At 57.4% G+C, this 19,555-nt stretch carries 13 protein-coding genes; 4 read left to right on the forward strand and 9 right to left on the reverse strand.

Going from position 1 to position 19,555, the window contains the following annotated elements:
- Positions 1-162: 162 nt before the first annotated feature.
- From D6B98_RS36705 to D6B98_RS36745, 8 genes are all read right to left on the reverse strand, one after another.
- Positions 163-981, reverse strand: a complete 819-nt coding sequence (locus D6B98_RS36705; protein ID WP_126261839.1) for a gamma-glutamyl-gamma-aminobutyrate hydrolase family protein — start codon at positions 979-981, stop codon at positions 163-165.
- Positions 978-2,036, reverse strand: a complete 1,059-nt coding sequence (gene rtxC, locus D6B98_RS36710) for a dhydrorhizobitoxine desaturase (protein WP_126261840.1) — start codon at positions 2,034-2,036, stop codon at positions 978-980. The genes D6B98_RS36705 and rtxC overlap by 4 nt, the downstream gene beginning before the upstream one ends.
- A 31-nt stretch (positions 2,037-2,067) precedes the next feature.
- Entirely contained in the window at positions 2,068-4,479 is a 2,412-nt protein-coding gene (locus tag D6B98_RS36715) for a 2-aminoethylphosphonate--pyruvate transaminase (RefSeq protein WP_235884901.1), read from the reverse strand.
- Between the two features lie 2,276 nt (positions 4,480-6,755).
- Positions 6,756-8,639 carry a sulfate adenylyltransferase subunit CysN gene (gene cysN / locus D6B98_RS36725; RefSeq protein WP_126261842.1) on the reverse strand — a complete coding sequence of 628 codons (1,884 nt, stop codon included), beginning with the start codon at positions 8,637-8,639 and terminating at the stop codon, positions 6,756-6,758.
- Entirely contained in the window at positions 8,639-9,538 is a 900-nt protein-coding gene (cysD, locus tag D6B98_RS36730) for a sulfate adenylyltransferase subunit CysD (protein ID WP_126261843.1), read from the reverse strand. Before cysD ends, cysN begins: the two co-directional genes overlap by 1 nt.
- A 267-nt stretch (positions 9,539-9,805) precedes the next feature.
- Entirely contained in the window at positions 9,806-10,960 is a 1,155-nt protein-coding gene (noeE, locus tag D6B98_RS36735; RefSeq protein ID WP_126261844.1) for a nodulation protein NoeE, read from the reverse strand.
- A 1,856-nt stretch (positions 10,961-12,816) separates the two neighbouring features.
- Complete coding sequence (locus D6B98_RS36740; protein ID WP_126261845.1) at positions 12,817-13,005, reverse strand: hypothetical protein; 189 nt, start codon at positions 13,003-13,005, stop codon at positions 12,817-12,819.
- Between the two features lie 689 nt (positions 13,006-13,694).
- Complete coding sequence (locus D6B98_RS36745) at positions 13,695-14,006, reverse strand: hypothetical protein (protein ID WP_235884902.1); 312 nt, start codon at positions 14,004-14,006, stop codon at positions 13,695-13,697.
- A gap of 105 nt (positions 14,007-14,111) precedes the next feature.
- Between D6B98_RS36745 and D6B98_RS41560 the strand changes: the two genes are divergently transcribed.
- Entirely contained in the window at positions 14,112-14,234 is a 123-nt protein-coding gene (locus D6B98_RS41560; RefSeq protein WP_283810192.1) for a hypothetical protein, read from the forward strand.
- A 605-nt stretch (positions 14,235-14,839) separates the two neighbouring features.
- Here D6B98_RS41560 and D6B98_RS36755 read toward each other — a convergent pair.
- Positions 14,840-15,067: a hypothetical protein gene (locus D6B98_RS36755; RefSeq protein WP_126261847.1), complete on the reverse strand. Its 228-nt coding sequence runs from the start codon at positions 15,065-15,067 to the stop codon at positions 14,840-14,842.
- Between the two features lie 1,029 nt (positions 15,068-16,096).
- Between D6B98_RS36755 and D6B98_RS36760 the strand changes: the two genes are divergently transcribed.
- The 3 genes from D6B98_RS36760 to fixJ all read left to right on the forward strand — a co-directional run bounded on the left by D6B98_RS36760 (position 16,097) and on the right by fixJ (position 18,896).
- Positions 16,097-16,450, forward strand: coding sequence for a hypothetical protein (locus D6B98_RS36760; RefSeq protein WP_126261848.1), 354 nt, complete (start codon positions 16,097-16,099; stop codon positions 16,448-16,450).
- Positions 16,451-17,871: 1,421 nt separating this feature from the next.
- Entirely contained in the window at positions 17,872-18,294 is a 423-nt protein-coding gene (locus D6B98_RS41150; protein ID WP_235884903.1) for an ATP-binding protein, read from the forward strand.
- Complete coding sequence (gene fixJ, locus D6B98_RS36775) at positions 18,291-18,896, forward strand: response regulator FixJ (protein WP_126261849.1); 606 nt, start codon at positions 18,291-18,293, stop codon at positions 18,894-18,896. The genes D6B98_RS41150 and fixJ overlap by 4 nt, the downstream gene beginning before the upstream one ends.
- Positions 18,897-19,555: the final 659 nt, after the last annotated feature.

The raw sequence follows: 19,555 nt of genomic DNA on the forward strand, positions 1-19,555 counted from the left end.
AAGGAACACTCCCAGAGCGAAGCGAGTCGCCAATCGTCCAGTCTTCCTGTGCCCGCGAAGCGACGCGCGGCCCTCGCAGGACCGGACGCGTACGTTGGCTCCGAGGGAATGTCCTTTCGACGTGCACGGACCACGTTTGGTTTGAAATGTCACAATCCGCCTCTAGCTCTTCTTGGTCCGGTAGTACCCAACACACGCCTCTCCAAACGCCTTGAACAATTGCTTGCTGAGGAGATCGCTTGAGACGTGCCATTCGGGGTGCCATTGCACACCGATTTGCAGCGTCGGGGCGCCAATGACCGAAGCCGCCTCGACCAAACCGTCAGGCGCCCACGCCTCCCGCCTCAGCGCCGGGGCAAGCGCCTCGATGCCTTGATTGTGCAGCGAGTTGACTTGCGCTTCGATCGTCCGCGCGATTGGAAAGAGCGCGCCATCGGAACATATCTTGACGCTGTGGGCGGCGTCGTACTGGCGGTCTCTTGGACGATTTGGCTTCTCGGCATGCATCGCACCACTTTCCGGCCTCCACTCCGCAAGCGATGAGCGGAGCGTGCCGCCGAAATAGACGTTGAGTTCCTGAAGCCCACGGCAGATGCCTAGAATAGGCATTCCGAGCGCGATGGCGCTCTCTATAGTTACGGCAGAGAGCCTGTCCCGCGGACGGTCGAGGATCCCATCCTCAACGTCCTGCCGGTCATCCTCCGTCAAGGACGCGGGCGCTCTCAGGACGGCGGGGTCGATGTTCGATTCATCGCCTGTCAACACCAAGCCGTCGAGCCGGCGCATGATCGCCGGAACGACCTCCTCCCTCGCATCTTCGGCGTCGACCGTCGGCAATATGACGCAAGCCACGCCCGCATGACGATGGAGTGCCTGCAAGTACTTGCGCCGCAACCAGTCGCGATGCACAGCGTCGACCAGAAGACGGTTCGAAGTGACGCCTACCACGGCTCGGGTGATCTCTGGCCGTAGCAACGTCACGCCACCTGCCCTCGTGTGCGAACCTCGGCAACGGACTGCTCATACAACCGTCGATTTCGCTCTTTTAACTGATCTATGACGCTAGGTTGACCTTGAGGTCCCTTGACAAAGAGCCCGCCCCAGGTCGCGGCAACCTTCGCATAGTTCGGATCCTGCATTCGGATTTTCTGAGCTTTGCGCAACAGCCAAAACGGGATGCCCGGCGAAAGGTGATGCTCAAGGTGGTACTCATCCAAATTCTGCCCGAGGATGGCCCGCTCGAGGAAATTTCCTTTCCGATTCCGGGTGAGATAGACGTTCTGCGTCTCGGTTTCGCACATAGGTGAGTGCTCGGCGAGCTCGATAAACCAGCCGAGGACCTGAAACGTGGTGAGATAGGGCACGATCCAAAACAGGACGACGATATGGAGCAGCCCAACAGCATATGATCCGGCCAGGATGCTGATCCAGAAGAGATAGAAGCCATACTTGTCGACAAGTATGCCTGAGCGGCTCTGATCCTCGACAGCTGTGACCGAAAATCGATTCGCCCAAAGATACTTCAGATACGCCACTGTCGCGCCGCCGAAGATCGGCTTCCAAATCATGTTGAAAGCGTACCGCTCCGGAGGCTGCACGTCGTAAACGCCGCTGGCCAGGAAGAACTTCAGGTCGGGGTCCTTGTCCGGGTCTCCAAGATAGGGGTGATGCAAATAGACGTGCGAGATCCGGTAGGCCCAGTGGCGCTGGAACAAGGGATACGACGCGAACAGAATGCCCAGGACGTAGTTCCAGGTCGTGTTCTTCGCGAGCGTACGGTGAGCCGCATCATGAGCGATGGTTGTCAATCCGCGCTGATAGGCACCAATTAGAAGGACGGCCACCGGGTAGAGCCACCATGAGACTGACACAGTCGCGAGCGTGCACGCTGTGATGACAGCGTAATCTTTGGCAATATAAGCAGCTCCCGTTATGTTGTCGGGTCTCAGCTCAGAGAGCTGCTTATTGATCTCTCGGCTGAATTGAACGGCCTCATAGCGTGATGACCTCAATTTCCAAGCATCTGCCTGATTCATGAGAACTTCCTCCTGATCGCCTTGCTGGTTGTCAGATTGCGGAAAGCGCCTTGTCCAGATCGCGCAGGATGTCGTTGACATCTTCGATGCCGACGCAAAGCCGGATCGAGCCGCCAAATATGCCGGCGGCTTCGCGCTTTTCCCGCGGGACGGTGGTGTGGGTCGTCGAGACAGGATGGGTCACGAGCGTGCGGGCGTCGCCTACATTCGAGACGTGATACATCAAGTCGACGTTCTGAATGAACTTGCGCCCGGCTTGTTCGTCCTCCACTTCGAACATGACCATCGCCCCGTGTCCGTATGCAACATTGAGTGTCTGTTCGACGACTTCCCGATCGGCGCCTTCAAAGAGCCCCGGGTAGAAGACACGGCGCACTTTAGGATGCTCCTTGAGAACGTCGGCCACGATCCTGGCATTCGCACAGTGCTGCTTCATGCGAAGTGGCAGCGTTTCAAGCCCCTGGATCAGTTGAAAGCTCGCAAACGGGGCGATCGCCGCGCCGGTATCGCGCAACCAGGTCATGCGAGCCTTGAGGAGAAACTCGCTCTTTCCGAGATCGTCGACATCGCGCACCGCGTTATGCCAGACAATTCCGCCATGCGCATCGTCGGGACGATTGAACAAGGGAAAGCGAGAGGCTCCCCGGTAGCTAAACTCGCCGTTGTCAACGATCAGTCCGCCGAGCGTCGTACCGTGGCCGCAAATATATTTTGTTGCGGAGTACGTCGTAATCGCAGCGCCGAGATCTGACGGCCGGCATACCAGTGGCGTTGTCGTATTGTCCACGACCAAAGGCACGCCGTACTTTCGGCCGATCTCGGCCAGCTGTTTGACGGGGAGCGGAATCAGACAAGGATTCGAAATCACCTCTCCGAACAGGCATATCGTGCGATCATCAATGGCACGTTCAAACGTCTCGGGCTTTCGAGGATCTGCCGTCCTCACGCTGATCCCAAGACGCTTTAATGTGTTGTGGAGCAGGTTCCAGGTATTGCCATATAGATACGGAGAGGCGACGACATTGTCTCCCACTTCGCCACTTGACAGGTTGACGATAGCCAGGAACGTCGCCGCTTGACCTGACGCGACGGCGAGCGAGTCCCTTCCCATATCGACGGCGGCGTAGCGCCTTTCCAGCGCGCGGGTCGTCGGATTGATGATCCTCGTGTAGGTGAACCCGTCGGCCTTGACGTTGTAGACGTCAGCAATGTGGTTTAGATCGCCATCGAGTTCATAAGCCGTATTCTGGTAAATCGGCACTGCGACGGCTTTCGTCACTGCGTCGCGTCGATAGCCCGCATGCAGAACCGCGGTCTCGGCCGAAAACGACAGCTGCGGTTCTCCACCCGTTTGAGCTGGCATCTTTACGCGAGCGTCACATGTCTCTTGGGCCGACATCGGCGCAGCTGACCGACCCTGACTGGAGCGGAAATATGTACGAAATGCGCAGCCCAACTGCACGATCCAGCTGGATTGGATTTCTCCAATGCAACCGATACGGAAACTCCGCGTCGGGAGATGCAGCTTCGAGTAGACATAGAGGTTGTGGGCTGCCAAGTGGCGGTACAGCCCGTCGAATCCTGCCTGGTCCACGATTCCGGAAGGCGCGCCGAACGCGACGCAGACCGGCGATTGCAACTCGGCCGACAACAGCGGCGACACTACTCCTTCGAGTTCTTTGACGAGATCGTCCCTAATCTTCTCATACCTGCGGCGCCTCGCATCAATGCCCTCCTCGTGCAGAATCTCCAGCGCCTTTGTCGTTGCCTGAACGATGTGGGTTGGTGGGGTCGATCGCCACTCACCGCTGCGCTCGAGCGAGAGCCATTGATCTCTCACGTCGAGCACAAACGACCTGCGTTCTTGAACCGCATTCTCGAGCAGCTCGCGAGACGCAATGACAAACGCTACTCCCGGCGGCCCTTCTATGCACTTGTTGCTCGAGGTGACCAGGACGTCAGCTCCACGCTGGCTCAGATCGATATTAAGGGCGCCAAAAGAACTCATCGCGTCGACGATGGTCTTTACGCCACGTCGCCTCGCCTGCTCCACGATCGCGTCCAGCGGATTGACGATTCCGGTTGTCGTCTCGCAATGCACCAAACATAGGTGCGTAACGCCAGGATTTCGGCTCAGATACTCGCCAATTTCTTCAGGATCCAAAGGATCGGTCGCTCGCTTGACGAGCTTCAGCGCTTCGACGCCCCACAACCGCAAGATTCGTAAAATGCGCTCGCCATAGATGCCGTTTATACAAACGAGCGGCCTGTCCGCTCGGGCCACAAATGAAGAGAGCGCGGCTTCCATCGCAAAAGAGCCGCCCCCCTGAATAGGCACCACCGAATAGTCCTCAGCATTTCCCAACAAGCTGAGCATCAGCCGCCTCATGCAGGCGGTCACTTCCTTGAACTCGCAATCGCGCGATGCGAGATCAAGCTGCATCTGGCTCCTGACCGCCAGCGATAACGACAATGGACCAGGCGTCAGCAAAGAGCGCTGTCTCGTCAAACCATTCCTCCTCAAGTTGTAGTGTCAATGATCTGGATAACGCCAGCCACCAGGGAGCCCTGTGGCGAGCATCGACTTCCTAGGTCAACAGCTTCGGGCCAAGCGCCATACGCGGGCGCTTTTCGGGTGGGCGTCCGAAACCCCTGCCGGATGGCAACCTCCGTATCTCATCGCAGATGCGGAGCGATTGCTCATAAAGCTCATCACGGATGCCATTCACACCTCCTAGACATTGGCTTTCCGAGCGCGCGCTCGAACGCAGGTGACGCTGCCGCGCGATCTCATCCCAACTGTCATCCATGTGCAGACTTAAGCGCCGTCGGCTTCTAGCCGGCGCGAAGCAGTAGGTCGATGACCGACCTTACGCGGTGGACCTGCTCTATTCAGGCAAACTCGGCGTTAGGAAAACGATGCAGTCGGATGTCATCGCGCCTGGATGCAGAGCATGCCACGACACACTTGATGATCGTTGTCGGCAGCGGCAGTCTGATGCGTGGGCTTGAGACTCGATGCATTCGCACTCCGTCGCTTTAGGAGGATTTCGGACGCCAATCACTGTCGTTGTCCATTTCGAGATCGTACAACTTGACGTTAGGGGCGTTTCAACCCTCTCCGGCCATTTTCTCGTGTGAATTTTTCCTGACCGTACTCGCATCGGCTCGCGCAACCAGACGTAGATGGGAGGGCGTGGAGATTCACAGCGAGCTGAAACAATTTGAGAGTTCGACATCAGGACACTCGGCCTCCGCCTGCGACCGCATACCGCAGGTAAGGATGGCTCAGTCTTCCCGTTCTCGTATTCCTCGCCATACCGCAGATGGAGGTACCGAGCTTCTCCGCCATGCGGGCCGAGATCCTCCTCGATAGCTGGCACCTGGAAAGTGTACGCCTCGCCGCACATGACCACCGCTGTCAGGTGTCGTTGCGCTTGAATGAAGCGCCCCTGGCAGGCTGAGATCGAGTCCGGCTTGAAGGTAATCTGAGCGACCTTGCGATTGCTGTCGCTTTAGCAACGAACAGTTCGACACCTTTCGGCGAGGCCGTGACGCAGAACATGTCGTCCTGCTTTGCTCGGACCAGGTCGATTCGACCCCAGGTGAGTGGCACGTGTGCCTCTGTGAGCGTGATCGTTAGGCTGGCAGCATCTCTCGGTTCTGCACGCGGCTTCGCGGCGCCAAAGTCTCACGGACAGCCACCGCCGTGGCGAGCGTGCCGCGGTTGACGGCTTGTCCAAACCGTAGGCCCGAAGGTGAACGGAGTTCCATCGCGTCCAGCACTCAATGAGCGCAAAAACCTCGGCAGTGAGGCGGTTTGGTTCGCCGAATCGCACCTCGCAGCCGTTCTGCTCGCGTTGGCCCCTCTCGCGCCTGCTCGTTGATGGCGAGCTCGCGTTCGACGCGGTCTACCGCGCGGTCGGACAGGTTGACGGTTGACCAGAGCGGATCATCAAGAGATCGTCCTTGTCGCTTGCCATGGATAAGCTCTCTTGCCATTCGGCCGCGCCATGGCCGCCTTCATGGCGATCAACGACGGCAGGCGGAAGGGAGCAGAACCCCAAGCGCGGCGAAGGTCGGTAGCGCAGCGCGGCATGGCTAAGGTTCGCGGCTGCTTTGTCTCGCAATGCGAAGGCGCGGGTGTAGGCAGGCGTTGTCCGCCGTCGAGCGGCGGGCCACGGAAACAAGCTTGCCGAAAGCCGGCATGGCCGCGACATGAGGGAGTCGTGGTCGACTGCCAAGTTCGGGTTCTGGAAAGCAAGTACCCGCTCGCCGGATGCGGCCAAGCCCGGAAACCGACGCCCCTCATACTGCGCGAGAGATCGAATCCGGCCGAGACGCTGCCCGGCTCGGCTTTAACGGGAGCTCGGCGTGTCGCTGGCCGCACGCGCAGCAAGAAGCGCCAAGCGAAAAGTCAACTTACTGGAAGTCGGACTTCCTCTCTGGACTTTGTTGTCACATCGTAGATTCTGATCTGGAGCATGGGACGGCGCATTGAGCTCCTCCGCTCCCGCCCATGCTCCATCTCTGCTCGCGTACTCGGTTTTGAATTGACCATCCACTTCGAGCATAACCGGAAGCGGGCAATCGACGAGTGGGTGCGACCATTTTGTTCCTTTAGAGCCAAAAGTCCGATCGCAGGTTCGCGTGAGCTGGATCGCCTTGGCTCGAGCCTGCGGGATATTGTGCGAATCGATGGTGCGACGCGAGGGATCTCTAACCATCAAGAATTGACCGCGCCATCAAGACATCCACTACCGCTTCCGCTGAATGCTCTAGGGTCTGCTCCATGGTCCTGAGATGAACCTCCGGTGTCGTTGGTGCTTCGTAGCACGAATCGATCCCGCTGAAGTTCTTGATCTTGCCGGATTTCACCTTTGAATACAGGCCTTTTGGGTCCCGCCGGGCGCATTCCTCGAGCGGCGTATCGACAAAGACTTCTATGAACTCTTCCTTGCCAACCAGGCTGCGCACGCTGTCCCGTTCGGCCCTAGTGGGCGAGATGAACGAGCAGATCACGATCAAGCCGCTGTCCGCCATCAACTTGGCAACTTCGCCGACACGCCGGATGTTCTCCACGCGATCCGTCTCCGAGAAGCCGAGGTCGGCGTTCAATCCGTGCCGGAGGTTGTCGCCATCTAGCAGCATGGTATGCCGCGACATCGCAGACAGATTTTGATCAACAAGGTTGGCAATTGTCGACTTTCCCGCGCCAGACAGGCCAGTGAACCAGATGACGCAAGGCTTCTGATTCTTGAGCGCGGCGCGCTCCCTCCTGTCCACGGATAGCGCTTGCCTAGCAATATTGGTGGCCCGCCGTAGCGGGAAGGCAATCATGCCGGCCCCGACCGTACGATTCGTGTAACGATCGATGATAATAAATGATCCGGTCTTTCGATTGAGGTCGTAAGGATCGAATACGGCGGGCGTTGCGGTCACAACATCGCAGAAGGCGATCTCGTTGAGGGAAAGCGTCCCGGCGGCCAGATGCTCACAAGTGTTGACGTCGATTCGATGCCTAATTGTGGTAATGCTGCCAGAAATCGTCTGCGCTCCAATCCGCAGGACGTAATTGCGTCCGGGAGCGAGCGGCTCCTTGTCCATCCAGATCACATAAGCGGCAAGCTGGTCGGCCACCTTCGGTCGGTCGTCCGGTCGCGACAGAATGTCGCCACGACTGATATCGGTTTCGTCTTCTAGTGTAATGGTAACCGCATCCCCGGCTTCGGCGGCGACAAGGTCACCATCGTGGGTCACGATCCGCTTGACGCGCGTGGTCCGCCCCGACGCAGCGACAACGATCTCGTCTCCTGTCGAGATCCTCCCGGAAGCCACCGACCCGGCGTAACCCCGAAAATCCGGGTTTGGCCGGTTTACCCATTGGACGGGAAAGCGGAAAGCTTGGCTTGCGGTGCCAGACTGGATGTCAATGCTCTCCAAATGCTCGAGCAGGCAGGGACCATGATACCAATTGGCATGAACGGAGCGGTCCACGACGTTGTCGCCGTAGCGGGCCGAGATCGGGATCGGAACAATCGAGGTGAAGCTGAGACCGGCGGCAAAGGCCAGATAGTCACGGGCGATCCGATCGAAGCGCTCCTTGTCATATGCGACAAGATCGATCTTGTTCACTGCCAGCACGACATGACGAATGCCGAGCAGCGAGCAGATAAAGGAGTGGCGGCGGGTCTGAACCATCACGCCTTTGCGGGCATCGATCAGGATGATGGCGAGCTGGGCATGCGAGGCGCCGGTAGCCATATTGCGGGTATACTGCTCGTGGCCGGGAGTGTCGGCCACCATGAAAGAGCGCCGTGGCGTCGTGAAGAAGCGGTAGGCGACATCGATCGTGATGCCCTGCTCCCGTTCGGCCTCCAGCCCGTCCACGAGCAGCGCGAAGTCGATGTCATTGCCGGTGCTACCATGCTTGATGCTGTCGCGTTCCAGCGCCGTGAGCTGATCCTGGTAGATCATCTTGCTGTCGTGCAGTAATCGGCCGATCAGCGTCGATTTGCCATCGTCCACCGAGCCACATGTGATAAATCGCAGCTGATCCTTTGTCCTGACCGGGACCAGTTCCGTTGCCGGATTCGTAAACATCAAAAGTAGCCTTCCCGCTTCTTCTTCTCCATTGAAGCGGCTTCGTCGGTATCAATTAGGCGACCCTGGCGCTCCGACACAGTCGTAGTCTGCATTTCTGCGACGATATCTTCGATCGTCGTCGCATCGGATTCAATAGCCCCGCTCAAAGGATAACATCCAAGCGTGCGAAAACGGATCATCCGCATTTCCGGCGTCTCGTCGCCGTTAAGCGGCAATCGCTCGTCATCGACCATGATCATCGCACCATTTCGACGCACTATCGGTCTTTGTTTTGCGAAGTAGAGCGGTACGACCGGAATCTTCTCAAGCATGATGTATTCCCACACCTCGAGCTCGGTCCAGTTTGACATCGCAAACACGCGCATGGTCTCGCCCTGGCAGATCCGTGTGTTGAACAGGCTCCAGAGCTCCGGCCGCTGGTTACGGGGGTCCCATACGTGTCCGGCCGAACGGAAGGAGAGTATCCGTTCTTTTGCGCGACTCTTTTCCTCATCGCGCCGCGCTCCGCCAAAGGCGGCATCAAATCCGTGGAGGTCGAGCGCCTGCTTCAGCGCGTCGGTCTTCATCACCTGGGTATGGAGCGCGGAGCCGGAAGCGATCGGATTGATCCCGCGCGCGATGCCCTCCTTGTTGACATGGACGATAAGGTTGAGCCCGAGTCGCCTGGCTGTCGCGTCCCGGAAGCAGATCATCTCGCGGAACTTCCAGGTCGTGTCAACGTGAAGCAGGGGAAAAGGCAATTTTGCAGGATAGAACGCCTTGATCGCAATGTGCAGCATTACGCTTGAGTCTTTTCCGATCGAGTAAAGCATGACCGGCCTTTTGAACTCGGCGACCACATCACGCATGATTTCAATCGATTCAGCTTCGAGGCGGCGCAGATGTTTCGGTAGCATATGTCTTCTTTTTCGATGCAGGATCTCTGGTCTTCGCCGCTCTATGGCTCCAGGCTAAGTGGGGATATCCGCCGCTGAAACGACCGGCCACGACGCATGGCTCAAATAGCTCAACCCCACAGGCGACTTGCAGACGCGGGAGCATATCGCATTAGGCCGCTGGTGCCGACGGCGCCTGCGTCACACCTGATCGGGAGATCAGCTCGTGCGGGTTAAGGATCTTGGCTAAATCAACCCCCGTGTTTTGTTCGCAACCATTCAGATCCCCTAGCGGAAATTGAGGATCCGCTCAAGCCGAGCGACTTCGCCTCGCAACATCTCAATAGCCGCGTCGCAGTTGCGAATGCCATCCAGCCCCGCAGCTCGATCAGCTTCTGACGCCAACAGCGCCTCTTGCAACTGGGCAGCCATCGTGTGGCCCGGCTCTCCAGCGCGAGATGGGCCGGATAATGCTCCCGGCTTGGTACTTCGCAAATCCCACCACGTTCGGAACATCTGACGATAAAGTTCGGTTACCTCCCCTCCCTTATCCAGGACTCCGGCTTGCCGTGCATGTACCAGTTCCTGCTCATATCCGAGTTCTAGCAAAAGCTCGGCGCCGACAAGATCGGTCACGGTTTGCATCTCTTCCACGCTCAATTGAGATTGCCATGCCGTGACAGAGCTTTGATCGACGGCGTTTCGTTCCAAGATTTTCCGGTCTCCGAAGCTGCTCGATCGAAGATAATCTGCTTGTCTCATCCCCGCCGATGCGACGGCCGCAGGATCACAGCCGAGCCCCGTCAACAGACGCCGGATTTCCTCGTCCGGATGCGCCACGAGCAGTTCGTATTGGACGAACTGTGTGTGCGGCCGAGTGCGGTGCGCGGCGAGCTTGGGAAGGCCCAGAACCACATCGGCGAGTGAAGTTATGATGCCGTCGGGCAGACGGAGCATGAGATCGACGAGACTGGAGACGCTGACCGGATGCGAGCATTCTGCGTGCAGTGGGATACCCCACGTCGATTTCAGTGAAGCCGCGATGGCATAGGGATTTCGCATCAGAAGGATGTGTGGCGCTTCTGGATAAACAGATTCAAGAAACTCAAGCGCCATCCAATAGCGTGGTGTCTTGTCTAGGATGATGCGCTTGCCCGCTTGTGCCAGATACTGATTATATGCTGCATCGGCGAAAGCGCGGCTGGGGATCGTGCGATCTATCCGCCCCAGGAATTCGGAAGTCGCGGCCTCAATCAGTGAGCTACCCGCCGGATGGCGCTGATCCACCCTGCCAAATGATTCAAGCGCCAGCATCAACCAGGGTTCAGGCGAAGCCAGAATGTCTGGATGGTGCTGGAGCAAATGCGCCAGGAGTGTCGTCCCAGACCGTGGAAGACCGAGGAGAAAGCACACCGCAGGCGAACGGTCAAAACCAGCGCTCATCGTTCAGACCTTCGTGCTTGAAAAGTGAACCCTATCGGCGCTCGCTCGATGGAGCGATACAAAGCCAGCCGCAAAGCGCTAAAACGACAAGAAATTTGTCTGCCACTCATGACTTGAGAACCGTTCAGTTCGATCGATCGGCTGGATCAAAGGACACTGCAATCGCACCCTCGATTGCTCGACAGTTGAAACGAAGTCGCGCGCCAGCTCAATTGCACGAAGATTGATTGCGGATATGGGAAGGTTGGAACGCACTATACGGACGTTTGCCGAAGACCGCCCGCGGCACATGGAAGGATATTACGTATAATCACAAACTTCCTGTTGCTGAGGCATTGAAGACGTAAATGCGACGTGCACCTCGCTGATGCTCCGCATACACCAAAGAAGTACGGCAAAAGAGCGATCAGCTCGGCGAGCGCGGCAAAGAAGCAGACCATGACATCTCACTTGGCAAGGTGCAGCAATCTTGTCAGCGCGTATCGCTCCCGGCGCAACTGTGAATGCTGCCCTTGGTCCGCCAAGACACTGAGCCGTAGCTCCGGCCAGCCTGTTGTACGCCAGCCCATCCGTCCGAACTATACCAAATATTTGATTTTCCTGCTCTTGGCGCGTTGCCCTCCCTAATCGGCGCTAAGGAGGCTTGTAAACGATGGAACCTGACTTAAGATGCCTCCGGAGATCCAGCAAGCGCGGTTGGCCGCATCTCTACTGACGGAGACGAGATTGTCCGGTCATTTATGTGGGAGATCAGATCGATCCGTGCGCTCCAAGAACTCTTGCCAAATTAAATGTGCTTGGCATCACTCGGCTACGGTGGATGATCCTGATGGCTTTAACCTATTTGGGCAAAAGAAAAGGGTGTACCGTTCAACCTGGTATCACGATTGATGCACGTCGGCCCTTACTTTGTGACAACCCACTCTAAGCTGCTAGAGAAAAACGGTTTGCTGCGGCGTAAGTCCTCCGCAAACGATGCCCGGCGGACAGATGTCGCTGACGGCCAAACGCGCAAGCATCTCGCGACTTTGGAGCCACGACAGGCAGCGCTGGATGAGCTCGCATTTGATGAAAGTGGCGTTGACCGATCAAGCGAGTTCATTCCCAGGGCTGCTACACTGAGGCTTCGCCTGGAAAGGGCCCGCTCTGGCATTCAGAAGATCAAACGCACGACTGTCAGAAATGGAGCTCGCTAACATGAGTCTCCCATCCTTCGAATATGTCTTGAAGCAGCGCGGTCGAACGTGGTTGTGGTTCGTTTACAACGCCGAGGGCGCTCAGGTGATGACGGGTTCAGGCCGTAACCGCTCGGCCGCCATCTATCAAGCTAACAGAGCGCTTTTTCAATTGCTGTTAAGCGCGCCATATCGCCTCGGAGCTCGAGCTAGCCAACAGGCTCGGCGAGGTCCGCTTACACCCAAACTTTAGCCTAGCATGAGCTTCGAGGATGCCCCATTTGCGAGTTTGTTTCCATTTGGCTAAAGTGGTCAGCCGATGTGTTCGGCCCAGCGCGTAGACTACTCGTCGAAGCTGAAGAAGCTGATGGCCGAACGAATACTAGATTCTGCGTGTAGGGGATTCGTGTGCGACTGGCCATCTTCTCAAAGTAACGCGCCTAGGACTGGGCGTTTTGGCCCCATCGCGGGCTAAGATTATGTCTTCACTGGCAATCATACATTGCAAGCGGCTGTCGAGAGCGCCTTGCAAAAAAAAATGATCAAAGATAGGGAGACGACGGAGCCCGTTCCGCGACATTGAAAGCCATCCAGCATGTGCGTGAAAAACTCTCTCAGCGCGGGTCGGCAAAGCCAATGTGCAATAGCCGCCCTACCGCACTATTAGCCAGCGTTTCTGAGTTAACGCTGATGCCCGAGTCCGATTCCGAGATTTAAGGCCTTCTGGCGTAGCGCGCCGACGCTGCGTTTGGTCATTTTTGCTATTTTTATGACCGGCGTCCGAGCCTTCGAATGGACTTTGAGCTCTTTGATATCCGCCTTCGTCCACTCGCGCCGCTTAACGCGTTTCTTGGTTGCTTTTTTCACCATGAATGCTCCTTCTGAGTGGAGCGCTTGTAGCATAGTTTTTTCGGAGCGACGACCGTTAAAAAACGGACAGTCATCGGAACTCGCGCCAGTTATTAGCTCGGTCATGCTTTCGGAAGACAAGGCGTCTGGACTACTGCACCTGTTGATAAACTTCGCACAGACGCTGTGTTGAGAGGCTTCGTTATTGAATGCAGCCCACTCGACGTCTTTCTATTCGAAGCTAAGCAGGACGGTCCGTGATTTGTATATGCCTAGAGCGATCAAACACCGACGCCCTATGACACATCGTGACGGTCTCTTGCTATGGTCACCTCACGGCGATTTAGCGCGCGCTCGTTAGTAAGTGCCAGAGCTCCCTCGGGGCGCGAGAGAATACTAGATCGGTGTCGCCTTCGTGTCCATCGTCCGGGAGCAGCTCAAGGCGTCGAAGTGCTTGAAGACATCAGGTCCTCCATCCTCAGGTCGGTTGAAGCCATATCATCCCTTGATCGTGTTGAACCGCTTCACAGTACCATTAGCCACTGCATTATCTCCAAACTGCACTTGCGCGACCTAATCGGGGTAGGTGGCCATCACCAAGGGATTGAGCGGCAAGCCGTCAGGCTGATAACCCTTGCGCCGGCTCAATCGCTTGCCAAGGAACGCTTTCTGCGCGCGCTCGTTGGCAGCTGCTAAGACACCATCGGTGGCTACTCATCTTCGGGCTCTTGCGCGGTCTTCCGCTCAACCTGCCCCTGCATAGCACCCAGATCTAGCAGTTCGAGCCTCTCAAGAGCCTTCCTTCCCTCGTCGGTGATAATCCAGCACCCGGCCTCTCGCTCGACCAGCCTTTGGCCGAAAATATCGAGTTGCGGCGCGCGGCTCGCGATGCGCTTCATACGCGCCGGCCACTCTGGGCCGCTGCTGTAATAGATCGCCAAATACTGTTTAACGACTTCGATGCTCGCCCGTCCGTGCGGCTGGCCGGCAAGTATCTTCAGTATGGACAGCTGAAAACTCACGCGCGCACGCCATCGAGTCGAGGAAAAGCTCCATAATACTTATCCTGAGCGAAGCCACAGCGCCGTCCTGCCGTTTTTCAAAAGAAACCTTGCACCATAAGCCTAATGAAGCAGGATACCCACCTGCCGTCGACGACAGCCTGCATTGCCTGGTCGCCAGCGCACAACGGCTTCGCCGTAAGCAAGTTTCTCAACGGCATCGGCGACATCCTGCCCAGAGCGTTTTGAAGCATGGTCAGCGTAGGTAACCGCGTTGGCTAAGCGTGTGACGAGGTCTCGACTGCCGTCTTTGATCGATTTGAGATCAAACTACGTCGGTGGTACCCGCGCTGTTGCACATCTTGCCGAATGACATCGCTCACTAAACGCACCGCCCGCTTCTTTCGCTTCCAACTGCCGTCCAACCCTACGGGGATCGCAAACCCTCGCGGAACGACCAAAAGATCGCGCCTTCCATTCAAATAAATATCGAACATGTCGTCCTCGTTTGACACGAGCGTAGATCGCCGGTCTATACATTTGGTGACATCGAAGCAACAGTTGCGCTCAAAGACTCTACGCGAGTTTTCTGCAAAATTCGCCCGTACTTGAGCGTGCCTGGGGCAATCCCGCTGCTCCTTCACGTGCTCCGCATCGCCGAGAATACAGGAGCCGTCGGACGCCTTATCATCGCAAACAGATCCTCTTAGGTGTCGTGAGACGACCGCCCGCCGACTTGACGCCAGCATCACCAGTTGTACTCGAACCGACGGTCGACGCGAGCCTGTCGGGGATCACGCTTACATTACAGATTGACCCACGTTTCAATTCGCGGACTTTGCGCGAAAGTCAGGCTAACCAGCCCATACCGGCGGCAATGCAGGCGGGGTTCGAAGCTCTATCACATCGGCGAAGACCGTCCAATCGCGGACACTCTTTTGCTTGCAGAAATCGGCCTCAGCCTGCTGTGCAGCAGCACTCAATGAGGCAGCATCGACCTTGAACGCTGCCTGACAGGCACGATGTTCGTGGCCGGTATCGTCACAAACGGTCTTAATGAACCGAACATTAAATGAAGGCATGACACGCTCTTCTTGTGGGTTTCCTGATCCACCATTCTGCCTACTCGCGCCACAGGCGTATTTGATCTGCCTCAAGCAGCACCCCAAGAGGTTGTCCGCTCCTTCATTGAGTACTGTTGAAACTTTGGCATCGCCGCCCGAGCGCTCCCGTTGTCCCGCAGACCACGCGAGATCTATTTGTCAAGCTGCGCGGATCGCACTCCGTTGTGAGCCGCGGGGTAACGCGTTCTGGTCTGCTCATGCCCTCGACCAACAAAATTGAGTCGCCGATGACTCGAGGAATGTCTTGAACAGACGATTGAGTGCGGCATGCGCCGTCACGCCAGAAATGCCGACTATTGATCACGATCGATCCCATACCCAACCGCCGGCAATATCGAGATTCGAGAGGCCGCGAACTTTACACGCGGTACTTGGTGGTCTCAGGAGGCGTCGCCGCAAACACCAGGTCATTGCGCCAGTCACCGGCCAAAGCCATTTCTGACCCGCGCCGGCGGCCGCGGCTATCGATGGTGAAACCTACGCGCACGTGATCGTGGGCCATGCGGCGAACCGACCCGATCTCCCTTCTGACGGTCCATGCTGCGGCCGCGAGAGCAAAGCCGATGCCCACGCTTGTCGCAGCAGACGTTTCGATGAGCCAAGGTCGTCAGGACTTCAGCGCCAAAGCCCATTTCTGGGATCTGCCCGGCGAGGCCACCGACAATGCGAGGCAAGCGATCAATCGACGATCTGCTTGCCGGCTACCGCAGCACTGGGACAAATGCTGTCGTGGCCTATTCGAGCGTGCGCATCAAATCAACCAGGCTACACGCTTACGTGTTTGCAGACCACGCGAGGTCGCGGCGGATCGCTCGACTTGGGCATGTCGCCTGCCAATGAAGCCTATGCGGCTCGAAGCCGCAGCTCGAGCTCGGCCATTTCTGGACGCGCATCAGCTCTTTTTGACCTGTATCAATACAGCGGCGATTGCCTACTGATAGAAGTAAGCTTCCTGTCCAATATCACACACATGGCAGACAGAGAGACATGATGCGCCATCAGCTTTTCATGTCCAGATACCGGCGACAGTTCAAGGAGCGCTGCCGGATGTACCCAAGCGGTGTGCCGATGACTGCACACAACAACCTGCGCCGCGTGCTAGGCGTCCACTTCATCGACCCGCGTACAGGCGCGATGATCGGCGCCAAGCGAAGCCAGGCTTATCCGAATGGTGTGGCTGACGTCATCAGAACCGAGCGCCCCACGCTGCCGACGTGGGACAAGGAGATTTCCCACGAACGAGGGATGTTTCGAAATGAGAGACCACAGGGACATTCGTTCCGCCGCAGGTCGGGCTGCGGGGGCGGAAGTCCAGTTAATTTTCTGCAGAACAGCGGTTAATACGAGCCGCCGACGCCTTGAGCTGATCCACATTGATTCGACCGAAGCCCGGGAGTTGCTTCGCAGCGCCAATCCTAGTATCTCGGCTGGCGAGCAGATCATGTCCCGACACGACAGGTTCAACGGCGCCACGGCCGACAAAAGCCCGGCCGCGATTGGCGCAATCGAGAGCGCGCCGCCTCGGCAATATTGCGCTGAGCCTGCTCGCGGCGGCCAAGCCATCTCGTGCGAAGTGTTCAGAAGGTTGCCTGAATTTGTCAGCCAGCAGCGATGAACACCGTGCAAGATCTACTGGCGACCTGACGTGGGAGCGGCTCGAAACGGCACCGCCCTGGAATCGGGATCTGGAGATTGCCGTGATCGAGGGTAATACCATTCACCGGGTGGTCTTTCCTTGCCGGCGGGCCTTCAGCGGCTGGATCAATGCCAAGAGCGGAGAACACATAGCCGTGCGGCCGACGCACTGGCGCATATGGCCCAGATAGCTGCGGCCATCCACGCAATACATTGGTGTGAGTTGAAGCGCATTCTGCTCCGGTGGCCTCTCGTGGGAAACAATGAAAAGTCGATCGAATGATAGCGTCTCCCAGAAAAGATGTCCGACCACGCCTGGTAAGCCTATGGCGCTGCCGCGGCTGCCGACGCGCTAGCTCTCATGCTCTGCCTGGCGCTAAATCCATATGTTCATGACCTCGCGTTCATGAACATCTACCTTCCAGTCCTCGTTTTGCCGCTTTCGTCGCGGCTGCGGCCCAGGCTAACGTCGCTCCCCGCTCTGCAGCCTCATGATCGGCGTGGCCATTCCTGTGAAAGGCCTAATCCCGCAGCCATGATCGATACCGCGGAATTCGCGGGCACCATGATCGTGATTGAGAAGAGGATCATTCGCTCGTTCAGCGCCTTAGCAGTGCGTTTACTTGGTTGCTCTCACGTGGTCGAATGAATGTATCGACGTCGAGGCCGCAGCTCTACCGCGTCGAGCACGGGCGCTACATCGAACGTTGTCTGACCAACGGCGAGCGGCCCATAATTGGCATCGGCCCATCGTGGTCGGCGAACGAAGCGACGGCTCGATCTCCGTCGGTAAGGCCAAAGTGCGCGCCGAACGGTTCTTCACCGGTTTCATCCGAAACCTCACCGAGGCGGGCGCAGGGACGGCGGTTGGAAGAGCTACAATCTGAACTCGTGCACGTGTCGCGACCGACCGCCATAGGTGAGATGGCATCGTCTATTGACAGTGAGATCAACCGGCCGCGCTCCGCAATTACAAACTGCATGCGGGCACAAAGGCTCCGCTCGCGCGCACCGCGCCGGACGCCAACTGCAATGGTGATGCACTCGAACGCGCGGCGCAACACGCTCTACGCGCCAAAGATATCATCAAGCGCCCGCGGGACTTCGTTTCCAGGGGCGAGCACACTGTGGAGAAGCCGCTCACGCTCCTTGAAGAAGCTGTGGCCTTGGCCCTAGTCGGCCCCAAGGAGTCGGGCGTACGCGTGATGACCCGCAGCGACCGCGACATCATTGTAGACAAGATCCAGATTCAGCAGGTCGCGCTAAACCTGATACGTAATGAAATCGAGACCATGACTCCTGCCAGCGCCGCGAAGTTGCCAACGTCGACACGTATACCGTTGCTGATAAGGGGCCCGGCATCAAGCGCTGATATCGCCGACCGACTGTTCCAGCTCTTTGTCGCGACCAAAAGCCATGGCGTGCGCGTGAGGCTATCAATCTTCCGGACGATCATCGAGTCACATAGCAGCCATATCGTCGTGGAAGCGACTCCGAGTAGCAGCACGATCCTTAAGACGGCATTTGCGGAGCTTAACGAAGAGACATGATTGGGCGGCGAATTCTTGTGATCGACGATGACGCCGCAATGCGGGACTCGCTCGCGTTTCTTCTTGATGTAAACGGTTTCTACGTAGCAACCTATGAGACGGCGACCGCGTTTTTTAATGACGTCGCGAGCGGTCCAGTCGATTGCATCGTGTCAGACATCCGTATGCCGGGTATGAGCGGTCTCGAATTGGTCAGAAAAGTGAAGGCCAATCGCGTCGACTGCCCGGTTATCTTGATAACTGGTCATGCCGACGTATCGCTCGCAGTCGAAGCGATGAAAGCGGGTGCGGTCGACTTCATCGAAAAGCCGTTCGAAGAGGAGGTACTGTTGCGCGCGATCAATAGTGCGTTGAAAGCGCGGCCAACGAAACCCGCCGATGACGCAGCGAAACTGCAGGCGGAAGCCCGCCTCGCGGACCTCTCCTCGCGCGAACGTGACGTCCTGCAGGGACTATTAGCCGGCAAGATCAACAAGGTGATCGCCCATGATCTGGGCATTAGTCCTCGGACAGTCGAGGTTTACCGTGCAAACCTCATGGCCAAGGCCAATGTCCGCAGCATGTCCGAGTTGATGCGGATCGCCATTACCGCGGGACTCTAGCAGGGACGCACTTGGTGCGAATGGCCTATTCATGCATTCAAGCTGCGCAGTCCAGACGACGAACGGAGGTTGTCAGGTGCACAGCGCGGAGCCGATCATGTTTTCGGTGATGGCTATTGATGCAACACAAGCTGCTGGTTTCTTGGAATCACGACGGCACATGAAGCAGATCAATGCGGTGCCCAAGTTTGTGCTCCGATGAACAGCAGGTCTGACCGCCCGAAGACCGGCATAATTCGGCAATATATTGGTCCGTCCTCCAACGGAGCTCCCAGTGCGGGCTTCCGTGAACTCGGCTGGGCTACAGTGCGGTCTTCGAAATCAAACGATGACGTGGGTTGGAGGCGCATGATCATCAAGCCCGTCGATGAGGTCGGCCGCCGTACATCGATCCGTGTTTGAGAAACCAAGGGACCGCGCCGGCCCCATTCAAGACGCCCTCCTCATCGGACTTACGTATAAACACTTAGGGGCTTCTACCTAGGGAAAACAACCAAATTTCCCAGTTCGTCAGGAACAGACAATCTGCGTCACATCGACGTTCGCAAGATAGGGTCCCCCAATGCACGCCTAGGCCGCCAGTTTTACCAAGAGCTGCCGCCATCGGACCAGCGTCTTGCGTGGGCAACTTCAACACTTCGGCTAAGTTGCTATACGCC

The sequence above is a fragment of the Bradyrhizobium sp. LVM 105 genome (assembly GCF_003957705.1).
Lineage (GTDB): Bacteria > Pseudomonadota > Alphaproteobacteria > Rhizobiales > Xanthobacteraceae > Bradyrhizobium > Bradyrhizobium frederickii.

Coding starts and splice junctions, on each gene's coding strand:
- D6B98_RS41560 (WP_283810192.1), top strand. CDS start 14,112: ATGAAGCAGGATACCCACCTGCCGTCGACGACAGCCTGCATTGCCTGG.
- D6B98_RS36740 (WP_126261845.1), bottom strand. CDS start 13,005: ATGGTGAAAAAAGCAACCAAGAAACGCGTTAAGCGGCGCGAGTGGACG.
- D6B98_RS36760 (WP_126261848.1), top strand. CDS start 16,097: ATGATGCGCCATCAGCTTTTCATGTCCAGATACCGGCGACAGTTCAAG.
- cysN (WP_126261842.1), bottom strand. CDS start 8,639: ATGTTTACGAATCCGGCAACGGAACTGGTCCCGGTCAGGACAAAGGAT.
- noeE (WP_126261844.1), bottom strand. CDS start 10,960: ATGAGCGCTGGTTTTGACCGTTCGCCTGCGGTGTGCTTTCTCCTCGGT.
- cysD (WP_126261843.1), bottom strand. CDS start 9,538: ATGCTACCGAAACATCTGCGCCGCCTCGAAGCTGAATCGATTGAAATC.
- D6B98_RS36715 (WP_235884901.1), bottom strand. CDS start 4,479: ATGCAGCTTGATCTCGCATCGCGCGATTGCGAGTTCAAGGAAGTGACC.
- fixJ (WP_126261849.1), top strand. CDS start 18,291: ATGATTGGGCGGCGAATTCTTGTGATCGACGATGACGCCGCAATGCGG.
- rtxC (WP_126261840.1), bottom strand. CDS start 2,036: ATGAATCAGGCAGATGCTTGGAAATTGAGGTCATCACGCTATGAGGCC.
- D6B98_RS36755 (WP_126261847.1), bottom strand. CDS start 15,067: ATGCCTTCATTTAATGTTCGGTTCATTAAGACCGTTTGTGACGATACC.